This is a genomic window from Lutibacter sp. B1 (assembly GCF_012524075.1).
Taxonomy (GTDB): domain Bacteria; phylum Bacteroidota; class Bacteroidia; order Flavobacteriales; family Flavobacteriaceae; genus Lutibacter.
The window spans coordinates 1-11,014 of sequence record NZ_JAAZUI010000034.1 but is presented as its reverse complement, the minus strand read 5'-3'; the positions used below and the strand labels follow the sequence as shown (position 1 = coordinate 11,014).

Annotated in this window: 13 protein-coding genes; 2 read left to right on the top strand and 11 right to left on the bottom strand. The window is 34.3% G+C overall.

Going from position 1 to position 11,014, the window contains the following annotated elements:
- Positions 1–264 precede the first annotated feature (264 nt).
- From HGB55_RS14085 to HGB55_RS14055, 8 genes are all read right to left on the bottom strand, one after another.
- Positions 265–846 (bottom strand): hypothetical protein, encoded by a 582-nt coding sequence (locus tag HGB55_RS14085; protein ID WP_168817578.1) that lies wholly within the window; start codon positions 844–846, stop codon positions 265–267.
- A gap of 145 nt (positions 847–991) precedes the next feature.
- Positions 992–1,498: a hypothetical protein gene (locus HGB55_RS14080; RefSeq protein ID WP_168817576.1), complete on the bottom strand. Its 507-nt coding sequence runs from the start codon at positions 1,496–1,498 to the stop codon at positions 992–994.
- Between the two features lie 288 nt (positions 1,499–1,786).
- On the bottom strand, positions 1,787–2,614 hold the full coding sequence (locus HGB55_RS14075; protein WP_371807827.1) for an IS3 family transposase: 828 nt from the start codon (positions 2,612–2,614) through the stop codon (positions 1,787–1,789).
- 50 nt (positions 2,615–2,664) lie between these two features.
- Positions 2,665–2,931 (bottom strand): transposase, encoded by a 267-nt coding sequence (locus tag HGB55_RS15450; RefSeq protein WP_211047403.1) that lies wholly within the window; start codon positions 2,929–2,931, stop codon positions 2,665–2,667.
- A 63-nt stretch (positions 2,932–2,994) separates the two neighbouring features.
- Positions 2,995–3,234, bottom strand: coding sequence for a hypothetical protein (locus HGB55_RS14070; protein ID WP_168817574.1), 240 nt, complete (start codon positions 3,232–3,234; stop codon positions 2,995–2,997).
- Between the two features lie 129 nt (positions 3,235–3,363).
- Positions 3,364–3,597, bottom strand: a complete 234-nt coding sequence (locus HGB55_RS14065) for a hypothetical protein (RefSeq protein ID WP_168817572.1) — start codon at positions 3,595–3,597, stop codon at positions 3,364–3,366.
- 184 nt (positions 3,598–3,781) lie between these two features.
- Positions 3,782–3,919: a hypothetical protein gene (locus tag HGB55_RS14060; protein ID WP_168817570.1), complete on the bottom strand. Its 138-nt coding sequence runs from the start codon at positions 3,917–3,919 to the stop codon at positions 3,782–3,784.
- Positions 3,919–4,380 carry a hypothetical protein gene (locus tag HGB55_RS14055; RefSeq protein WP_168817568.1) on the bottom strand — a complete coding sequence of 154 codons (462 nt, stop codon included), beginning with the start codon at positions 4,378–4,380 and terminating at the stop codon, positions 3,919–3,921. Before HGB55_RS14055 ends, HGB55_RS14060 begins: the two co-directional genes overlap by 1 nt.
- A gap of 373 nt (positions 4,381–4,753) precedes the next feature.
- Here HGB55_RS14055 and HGB55_RS14050 point away from each other — a divergent pair, with 373 nt between their 5' ends.
- Entirely contained in the window at positions 4,754–6,127 is a 1,374-nt protein-coding gene (locus tag HGB55_RS14050; protein ID WP_168817566.1) for a sensor histidine kinase KdpD, read from the top strand.
- 16 nt (positions 6,128–6,143) lie between these two features.
- Positions 6,144–6,803 (top strand): response regulator transcription factor, encoded by a 660-nt coding sequence (locus tag HGB55_RS14045; protein WP_371807826.1) that lies wholly within the window; start codon positions 6,144–6,146, stop codon positions 6,801–6,803.
- A 3-nt stretch (positions 6,804–6,806) separates the two neighbouring features.
- Here the strand turns inward: HGB55_RS14045 and HGB55_RS14040 are convergent, their stop codons facing one another.
- The 3 genes from HGB55_RS14040 to HGB55_RS14030 all read right to left on the bottom strand — a co-directional run bounded on the left by HGB55_RS14040 (position 6,807) and on the right by HGB55_RS14030 (position 10,576).
- Positions 6,807–9,419: a carboxypeptidase-like regulatory domain-containing protein gene (locus tag HGB55_RS14040; RefSeq protein WP_168817562.1), complete on the bottom strand. Its 2,613-nt coding sequence runs from the start codon at positions 9,417–9,419 to the stop codon at positions 6,807–6,809.
- A gap of 69 nt (positions 9,420–9,488) precedes the next feature.
- Complete coding sequence (locus HGB55_RS14035) at positions 9,489–10,283, bottom strand: GLPGLI family protein (protein ID WP_168817560.1); 795 nt, start codon at positions 10,281–10,283, stop codon at positions 9,489–9,491.
- Positions 10,284–10,348: 65 nt separating this feature from the next.
- Positions 10,349–10,576 carry a hypothetical protein gene (locus tag HGB55_RS14030; protein WP_168817558.1) on the bottom strand — a complete coding sequence of 76 codons (228 nt, stop codon included), beginning with the start codon at positions 10,574–10,576 and terminating at the stop codon, positions 10,349–10,351.
- Positions 10,577–11,014: the final 438 nt, after the last annotated feature.

The following is an 11,014-nucleotide window of genomic DNA, read 5'->3' as shown; positions in this document are numbered from 1 at the left end:
CATTTCAATTACTTTTTGTGAAAATAGATTGTTAATTGAGATTGAAAACAAGGTAATTAGAAGCAGATATTTTCTCATTTTGAATTTTTGTTGTGAGTTTCGTTTTAATAATGGGTAACGGTTTAGGACATGAAAAGTTGCGGTTTTGAAATCGCAATTTTCCAAGGATTAAATTTAATATTATTTTGTTTTAGAAACATTTTATTTTAGTGAATTTAGCAATTTTTTATGTGCATTGTTGGCACATAGTACTTTATTATTTTGTTATAAACCGTCTTCTCGTTTTGAAATCCAATCAGCATATTTTGATTTAAATCTATCTCTTTCTTCTGTGTTTTTTAAGATAACATCAACTCCTCCATCATATGGAATAATCAGAGAATTCTGTTGAGGATTAATAAAAATTGCTCTAATTTCGTCATCTGCAATCTTTTTTAGAATCTCATTATAGTCATTAATATTCCATTTCTCTTGTTTCACGTATATTTCATATGACATTTCATCCTCATAAATGTCTGGTTTTTCTTTATGTAAATCGATATTCATAATTTTTATAAAAGTGTTCAAATAATCTAAGAATTCATAATTCTCATTCATTGTGTCATTTTGATATAATCCAATAAGAATTTGAAAATCAGTATTATTTCCAAATATGTCAGTAATTAGTTTGTTTTGCCTTTCTAAAATCTGATTATATTCATATTCATTTTCTGCATATCTTTTGGAATCCGGTAAACTATGAATTCGAAACCATCGATTTTCATATTTTCCGACTAATTCATTTTCTATAGGTAGTGAATTTGGATAATTCTCATTCCAGTATTTTATGAACTCAAATTTTGTCATCGTATTTGTGCCAACGGTCTCGTATAACCGTCAGTTACGGGTTAATATGCGTTAATTTTCGGTTTAGCACTGACGTTAGCAATTCCGAGTGGATTCGGACGTAGTCGAATCCGCCGTAATTGCGGTTATACATTGTTGGCAATAGTTATTTTATTTTCTTTCCGTTTTTATATTCTTTTTTTGTTTCGGTTCCATCATCTTTCAGGCAATATTCGATTCCGTTTTTCTTTCCATTTATAAATTCACAACGATATTTCAATTTCTCTCCGTCTTCTGCATATCCCAATTCAAGTCCGTTTTTCTTTTTTCCAAAATATTGACAGCTATAAGTCAGTTTTTCGTTTTTAAATTGTTCCACAAGAATTTTTATTCCATCATCATTGTAAGTTGTTGTTTCAAAGATTTCGCCATTCAAATTGTATTTAATTTCTTTTGAAAGAACTAATGGTTTTTCGGAATTGTAAATGGTCTTATTGGATACTCTTGTTTCTTGTCCATTATAATATAAATTGCTCGACAGAATAATTCCATTTTTATATTCCTCTTCATAAACTAAATGTCCGTTTTTTCGTTTGCTTTGAGCAATTCCAGTAAAGAGTTCATCAGTTTCGTTCTTATAAACCAAATTATTATCAATGTAGACTTCTTTCATTCCGATTATTTCTTGAGAAATCAGTTCGTTGAAAGTAAACAACATTATTAAAATCAATAAGTTTCTAAATTTGGTCATAATTATTGCCAACGTGTTTGTGTATGATTTCGTTGCGTGTTTCAGCAACTAATTTAGCAAATACAAACCGAATAGAAAATCCGCGAGGATTTTCGTAAGTAGGCGTGTATTAGCAATGAGTTATACACGGTGTTGGCATTTCGTTGTTTTTTATTCCGATATATTTCAGTTATTAATTATTTCAGATATAGTTCTGTAGGCTTCCCTTTTTTAGGACACCATAAAATTAGACAAATAGTTTTTATTTAGTTGTTCTTTGATGAAGAAGTTAACTTCTTCATCAAATCTTGATCTGTATTCTATAGGACTTTTGTTTCCTAATGATTTGTGTGGATGATTGTAATTGTATTCATCTCTCCAATGGTCGCTTAGCTTTTGTAGTTGATATACATCATTGAAGTAGTAAGCATCAAGGACATCTTCTCTATAAAAGCGATTAAATCGTTCTATGTATCCGTTTTGCATAGGTTTTCCTGGCTGTATGTATTTAACCTCTATAAAGTTCTTTTCACACCAGTTTACAAAGGTTTTTGAGATAAATTCGGGTCCGTTATCACATCTTACATACTTAGGTGTTCCTATTTCTTGTTTTAAGTTCTCTAGTGTTTCTACGAGCGCTCTAGCTGGATACGATAAGCCTGCAGTTATAGATAACGCTTCTCGGTTACAATCATCCATAATATTCAATACGCGTAGCTTTCTACCGTCTGTCAGTATATCACTCATAAAATCCATACTCCAACATACATTAAGCACTCTAGGTGTCCCTAATGGCTGTTGTACGCGTTTTATGATACGTTTCTTGTGCTTACGCCTAAGCGACAACTTCATCTCACGATATACACGCAAAACCCGTTTTCTATTCCATTTTAGACCTTCTCGACGGATCTTAAGATAATACTCATCAAAACCCCTGGTAGGATAGCGCTTAGCCAGTTCTGATAGCTTATCTATTACTTCCGTATCGTCTTTCTTGCTTTTGTAATACCACATTGAGCGTGTAAGGCCAACTACTTTACAGGCTCTTGCTACCGGTATGACATAATGCTTGATTAGATACTTTGCCCGATCTTTCTTGTCGGAAGGTCTTAAAACTTTTTTGATAGTATATCTTTAAGCATCTTATTATCCAAACTCACATCAGCATACATCTGCTTGAGTTTACGGTTTTCTTCTTCCAACTCCTTAAGACGCTTGAGCTCTTGACGATCCATACCGCCATACTTCTTACGCCAATAATAAAACGTACTCTTATCTATACCTAGCTCTCTGGAAAGATCGCCTACTGACCTTCCTTGCTCGTTTTCTTTGAGAGCTTTGATGATCTGGCTCTCGGTAAATCTACTTTTCTTCATAATGACAATTGATGTTTAAAATTAGAATTTTCTAATTAATCAATGTCCTATTTTTGGGGAAGCCTACAGTTCTTTAAAATACTCAATATGTTTTCCTGGAATTATCATTTTCCAAATATCTTTTTTAGGAATTACATTCTTGTCAGACAGTCTTTTTCCATCTATGTAAGTTCTGAAAATTAATAAATAGAAAAATAATAGTCCAACAAAATATGTTGAATTTATTGCTCCGATTTTGTTTAACCAAATTAAAATTGCAAGTGGTGTCAAAATTGTCAGGTAATAAATAAAGATGTTTTTCATATCCCAATTTTTATATATTTTTTAATTCCGATTGAGTAAGCAATTCCGCAAGTTGCTAAATTCCGTAAACATTTTAGTTTTTATTTTCATTTCAGATTATGATTCTAGTAGCAATCTATAAAATCAGTTCTAAATAGAAATAGGTTTTTTTAAAAAAATCCACTTGACTTGCATTTGTTTTCCTGATTGAGTTTCATATTCTTTTATTCTTGGTGATAAAATGGCCATAATTCCAGCACTTATCATTCCTTTATAAGGATTTCCTAAATTTTTGAAAGAAAAATCTAAAATCAGCCAAACAATTAGAAAAATACTAAATGAAATTAAATATCTTAAAATTATAATTTTGGTTTTTTTGTTCATATTTCAAATGTTTGAGTACGTTCTGTCAATGAATGCCAACGTTTGTGTATAAATTTCAGTTGCGGAAAATCGGTACGATTTTCCGATTGAGCTGAAAGATAGAAAATTGCAATGAATTTCCGTAGGAAATTCAGCCGCAATTGAATTTATACGGTGTTGCCAGTAGTTTTTATTCGCCATAATGTTATTTCAAGTCGAATTCTCTCCGAAATTGATGTCCGTTTGGACACTTAAAATCGACAATAAGTTTTCTTTTTTCAGTTTTATTTGGCGGAATGAATTGGCTGTTTTCGCCACATTCTGGACATTTTGATTGTTCCATTAAAAATCGTATTTAGTTTGTTCAATTAAATATTGGATTACGTCTTTTTGACTTTTTCCGTTTTTTAGCATTTCCATCATTTTCAGAACAGCTTGTTTAATTTCTGTACTTCCAGAACCATAACCAGCTGTCATATATCTGTTCATATAATAGTCGATGTAGTAAAATTGCTTTTTCTTTATATCGTAAAATGAATAATTTTCCTCTGCGTTTTTTCCAATTACGTATTTTTCCGTTTTTTTCGCAACCGAGTAAATAGTCATTTGTTGTTTTTCGGCAGTACTGAATTTCAGATTTTCAGTGTCGTAAGTTACTGTCAAAACGTAGTCACTTTTCGTTTCAGTCAGTCCATTTTTTTGACTACAACTAAATTTTGTGTCTCCATTTATTTTTTCGGTTTTTTGTCCAAAAGTCAAATTGGTAATCAGACAAACAGTGAGTGTAAATAATATTTTTTTCATAGGTTTCAATTTCAGTTCGAGTGTTTTTTAAATTACTGGCAACGGTTTGCGGCTATGAAAAGTAGCGTACAAGTACATGCAAACCTTTCCGAGTAGCTTTACGATTTAAAGATAATAAAAAGTTTGAATTAGCAGTGAAGCAGCTATTTTTTATAGCCGCTGTTGGGCACTGGGTTTTTTGCGTTCTGCTTGGTTTTTCAATCGTAATTTCCCTAAAAATCACTAAGTGAGCAAGCTCTTTTGTTTTTTAGCGTTGGGTGATGGGGCTGAGGAAAAACAAATGTGCTTGCGGTAATTTGTTCCCATAGTTTATTTGTTAGCGTGTTCAGGTACATTTTGCCATAATCAGCAATTCACTATCTTTGACAGATTTATGGAAAAACTCTATCGCAGAATTCCTTATTTATTGGCCATTGTTATTGTTATCACAATAACAATGCAATTGTATTGGAGTTACACAGAATACCAGAAAAACAGCTCAAAATTCAAAAGTGAAATACAACAGGCGTTGGATGTGGCGCTAGATAATTATTTCATAGAGGTTGCCAAACAAAAAAACATTACCATAATTGTTCCCGCAGATTCTCTTGAAAAAGAATCGAACTTGTCCAAAAAGAAAAAGATTACAAATATAATTTCTGAAAAGAGTATCCCTAAAAACATTTCGATTTTGACGGACGAGGAAAGACAAGATGAGAATTCAATATATGAGAATTCAAAAACCATAAATATTTCCATAAACAAAGATTCCATCAATTTTAAAAGACTGAAAACACTTATAGATAGCGAACTGAACAGAAAAGAGTATGCCATTCCCTACACGCTTAATTATTACAAAAAGGACTCGATTTTTGCAACAGCGCACAAAGGAACTTCATTTTTAAAACACTTTTCGGCAAAAGGAAAATCCACTTACTTAAAAACAGGCGAGAGCATTGAAATAGAATTTCCCAATGCGGTAAAAATCATACTTAAAAAGAGCTTGTTGAGTATTTTTCTATCATTTTTATTAACGGTCGCTATCCTGTTTGCGTTGTTTTATATGCTTTGGGTAATGAAACAACAAAAACAGCTTTCAGAAATAAAAAACGATTTGATAAGCAACATCACCCACGAGTTTAAAACGCCTATTTCTACCATTGGGGCAGCACTGGAAAGTATCAGAAATTTCAATGCAAGCAATGACACCGAAAAAACCAATAGATATTTGGATTATTCCAACCAACAATTGGAAAAACTTGGCAAAATGGTCGATAAGCTTATGGACACCGCTCTTTTGGACACCAATAACTGGACGCTCAACAGGCAAACTATCGATGTAAAAGAATGGGCAACTGCCATTGTTGAAAATTATAAGTTAAATTCCGCTGGAAAAAACATCACCCTTCATTTTTCTGATAATTCTGAAAATGAAGCTTTTATTGACCCGTTTCATTTGGGGAATGCTTTTGGTGCTTTGTTGGATAATGCCATAAAATATGGTGGAAACCAAATAGAAATTTTGGTTGAAAACAGAGAAGGACTTTCTATTTCTGTAACCGACAACGGAAACAGCCTAAAGAAAGAACAGGCAACGAAGGTTTTTGATAAATTTTACCGTGTACCACAGGGCAATATCCACGACGTAAGAGGTTCGGGTATTGGTTTGTACCACGTAAAGAAAATAACCGAAAAACATCTCGGCACCGCCAAAGTATCTTTAAAAAACAATGCCACAACGTTTACCATTTCAATACCTAATGAATAAAAAAACATCCATATTGTTGGCAGAAGACGAAACCGCTCTTGGGCAAATCTTGAAAGAGAGCCTTGAAACCCGTGATTTTGCCGTACAGCTTTGCCACGATGGTGAAGAAGCTTATCAATTGTACCAAACCAACCGCCCCGATATATTGGTACTTGATGTTATGATGCCCAAAAAAGACGGGTTTACCTTGGCTGAACAAATCAGGAAAAACGATGATGAAACGCCCATCATTTTCCTTACCGCAAAATCGCAACCGCACGATGTGGTTACGGGCTTTAATACCGGTGGCAACGATTACTTGAAAAAACCTTTTAGCATTGAAGAGCTTATTGTGCGCATCAAAAACCTGTTGAACAATCGGAATACATCCAATAAAAACAACGATATTCTAATTGGTCATTACAAGTTTAGCCCAAAAAACCAAACCCTTCAATACAAGGAGGAAAAAAAAGAAATCCTTACCAGTAGGGAAAGTCAGCTGTTGTTGCATTTAGCCCAGCATAAAAACGACACGATAAACAGAAATGTGGTTTTGGCTCAATTGTGGGGCAACAACGATTTTTACTCGGCCAGAAGTATGGACGTGTTCATCAGCAAACTCAGAAAACGATTGTCAAAGGATACATCTATTAAAATATTGAATGTAAGGGGCGTAGGTTATAAACTGGTTGTATGAAAGTTAGAACCTGTATTTTATGTTAAAAAGCACATAAGCAGGCATTAGCCTTATGCGCTTCTCATAAGATGTAAAAGAATTGATTTGCTGAACAAGGTATTCTTCTTCATTTAAAAGGTTATTGAAATAAAGCGTTCCAGACCATCTGCTTTTCTTCGGTTCGTAGTTAATGGTTGCATTTAAAAAAGCATAATTTTCGTTGTTCAGAATGTAATATTCGTTATTTACGGTTGCTTTTAACGATTCCGAAATTTTGAAATTAAAGCCCAGGAAAGCCTTTTTGGTTTCAAAAGAATTTAAATTTCCCTCCACTTTTGAAGATGAAAAACGATACGAAACGCCACCAGAAAAATTAAACCATTTTTTGAAGTACGAACTTGCGGAAAAAGCATAGTTACCCGAGTAGTTTTTAAGATTGGTAACTTCAGATTCATTAACCGAAAAGGGCGACTGAATAAAACTTTGGTCGGTTTCCCATTTGGTGGCTATTTTCAACTTGCTGAAATAGTTGGTCAAGCTTGCATTTGCCAACGTGTTTTCACCACCTGCGTATGGCATTAAACCGTTAAAAATAAAATTACTGTTAGTGTAAGCATTTGGGGCATAGCCCGAATGGGCAATGGTGTGAAGCAAAGAGCTGTTTATTGAAAACCCTTTAACATCGTTGTACAAGCTGTAATTAAACGAGAAAATAGAGTTTTTTAGCTTTGTTATTTTATTTGTGCCACTTACAAAATCTTGGTATGAGTTTAAAGCAAAATCAGATAAGAGCATTTGCGCTTTGGGCAAATCTTCTTTATAGTTATAGCTTAATCTAATCACCCCAATATTTTTTAGCTTTTGCCTAAACGTAAACGAAGCGTTTTTCAGTAAATAATCATCGTTGTTAAACCAATTTTGTGTGAACGAAAGGCTTCCTTTTACATAGTTGTTCTGTTTCAGTTTAAACTTTAACGCTTCGGAAACCGAGAGAAAATTGTTGTCGATTTTCAAATTGTTCATATAGCCGTCAAGGCTGTTTTCAGTTTCGGTAAAAAGCCGGCTCGATGCATTTTCATTTTCAAAATGGGCGTGAAACTTTAACTGGTTTTCCCATTTGTTGCGTTTGGTCAGCATTGTGCTTTGCAGACCGTAATAATTGAATTTGTTATTGACATCCTGAAAAAACGGTTCTACGTTATCCGTTTCCAACAAATCATTCAACAAAGGGTGTGATATTTCGGCATTTTCTTGCGAAACGCCATATCCAACATACAGGTAATTGTACAATGCGGTGTTGTTCGTTAAAAGGTGGGTATGTTCTAAATGGTTATAAAACGTTTCTGAAAAAACATCGTTTTCTTGTGAAACAGCCACGTTGCCCAACATTATGCCATTGATTGTGTTATGCGGATTTCGGTTGTAAGTTGCTGTATTTACGATATAGTTTTTAGTATTGGGCGCATATTTTAATTCTAACTCTGTAGAGCCAATCCTGTTCTTGTTTTCGTAATTGCTTATTTCTGAAAAAGTCGTGTTATTGTTACCCGTGTTGTACTGGGTTATGGCTTGATAATCTTGCTCTGTTTTATCTGAAATGAAGCTTGCAGAACCCCTAACAGCCAATTTGTCGTTTACTTTTGACGACAGCCCAAGTGAATGAAGCATTGATGTATTAAAAATGCTTCGGGAATTGAAAACGTTTTCTTCTTGTTCGTCTATCGAAAAAATTGAAAAAGGTTTTTTCTCTATTTTTTGAAACATTTGAGATAAATCAATCACAATATTTTCGTTTTGTAACAAGTTGCTCGCCTTGTTGCCCGTGTTGTTGATGTTGCTGAATTCCAGTAACTTTATCCGCTTTTTCAACAAGCCCAAAGTTAATGCCGATTGATAACGGTTTTCAAGGCCGTATCCCGCTGAAACATTTCCGAACCAAATGTTTTTAAAATCGCTTTTCAACTTTAGGTTTATGGCTACTTTTTCTGAATTGGAAAGACTTTTGAAAATGGGATTTTCTTCATAGTTGTCCAAAATTTGAACTTCTTCCAACGTTCTTGCATCCAAATTTTTGGAAAGGATTTTATAATTTTTGTCCAATATGTTTTCACCTTCAACCAAAAGGTTTTCAATGGGTTTTCCGTGTGCTTTTATACTGCCATCGGGCAAAACTTCTATTCCGGGCAGGCGTTTTAGCACATCTTCAACCGTTTGCTCGGTCTTGGTGGTGTATTGAGAAACCCTGATAAAAGTTGTGTCGGCATTTACTTTAATTTTTTGATGAGCTTCTACAACAACTTCTCTCAGGTATTCTGCCTTTTCTTCCATTTTAAAGTTGATGTTGTAGGTGGTGGTTTTGTCATCAATGTTTATTTTCCTTTCAATGACAGCATAGCCCAAGCTTGAAACTTCAAGCAAAAACGATTGCATATTTCCCAATTCAAATTCTATTTTATAAAACCCTTTTTCGTTGCTGTAGCTATAGCCCAAAACTTCATTTTCTTGGTTTTTAGCCATTACAACAACACTTTCAATAGGTTGAAGTTGGTTATCGGTTGTTAAGCCCGAAACAGTAATATTTTGGGCATAATTGCCCACCGATATAAAAAGAAAAACAAGGGGCAGAATGTATTTCATAAAAGTATCTGTAAAAAATGAAACCCCATTTTTATATGAGGTTTTTGACCAATCTAAAATAGTTTGAAATTAGTTAAACAACTCTACGCTAAGTGTTTCAATACCACCTGAATTTACCGTTACATCGCCACCCATTTGTTTGGCAATCAATATGGCTTTGGTTTTGTTCTTTTCTACTATTTTTTCAAGCAGTTCTTTATATTCGTCAATTGAAATCCAATTGTATTTACTGTCTTCTTTGGGTTTAACAATTGGCCCCACTATTAAATTTTGCTGCGTAGGATATTCAACCGATTTAAAGTAAAGGTACATTTCCTTTTTCTCGTCATAGGCTTCAAGAATTAGCCCCGGAAGTCCTTGAAGTTTCCACGGTCCGTAGGGCAAGGGTATTTTTTTTGTGTACCAAGCCGTGTAAGTTTTCCCCCTGAAAACTCCTGTGGCTTTATGACAGGTAAGCCCGCCAAAGGTTTTTGTTTCTGATTCCAGTTTCCAGTTTATTTTTTCTCTTTTTTCGCGACCGTAAACGGGTTCCTTATATTTTTTATTCCACCAAAGGCTGTCTTTTTGTCTATTGTAGTACACTTGTTTGCCTTGCGGTAAAGTGTGTTTGCCCAGATAGATTTGGGTTTTCCCATTTACTTCTTTGGTTTGTTGTTTTTCCAATTCAGATTGGTTTTCAAGTGAGTCTTTGGCCGTTACGTAGTAAGATGCTTCTTTGTCGAAAGCTAAATATGCGTTAAAGTCAAGCCCTGCCGGACCGCTTTTTCCGGGGCTTTCTATATGCCCATAATAAACAATGCCCTGACTTTGGGCATTACAAACTGAAATTGAAGCTAAAAAGTAGAAAATTATCAAAAATCTCATTGTATCGTAATTGTTTTTAATTGAATAAAAACCCGTCTCGGCTTTGCCGAGACTGGTATGTGGTTTTAGCTACACAAAGCTATTGCGATTCCTATAAGCTGAGAAGTGGTGCAAGTGTCGCAGCTTACAATGTAAGAAGAGCCATCTTCACAGTTTACTGTAATTTCAGCCCTTACAGCATTGTCTTCTGTTTTGGCTTCTACAGTTTCTACACTGTTTTCGATGGTTTCCACTTTGGCTTCAGGAAGCTTTGGGGCTTCTTCCCCATTTGAGGCAAACGCCCCAACGGACATTAGTCCGAACATTGAAAGAAAAACTAATTTTTTCATAGGCTTAAAGTATTTGTGATTAATAATGCTCCAAAGCAAAGCATATAAAAATCAAAAAACAGTTAACGAGTGTTATTTAGTGTTAAGAAGTGTTAATTGGCTGTAAATAAATCCCAAAAGAGAAGAAGTCAGTCGTAATGTTTTAGTTGGTTTTGTTTTGGTGTTAGTACCAGCTCGTTCTATTCAGGTGAGTTGGTGGGGCAGGCTCTTTTGGTTTTTTATGTGGTGGGTGTTGCGATGGAAAAAAACCAAATGTGCCTGCCGAGCGTTGGCTTTTGTATTATACTGAAATAGGTTGACTTTTTTTCGGTTGTTTTTTTATAAATCGATTTTTGATTTTAAATAGTAAGCTCAGGTAAATTTACATTATTTTTCCGATAGGATTTGTATTTAATATTTGGA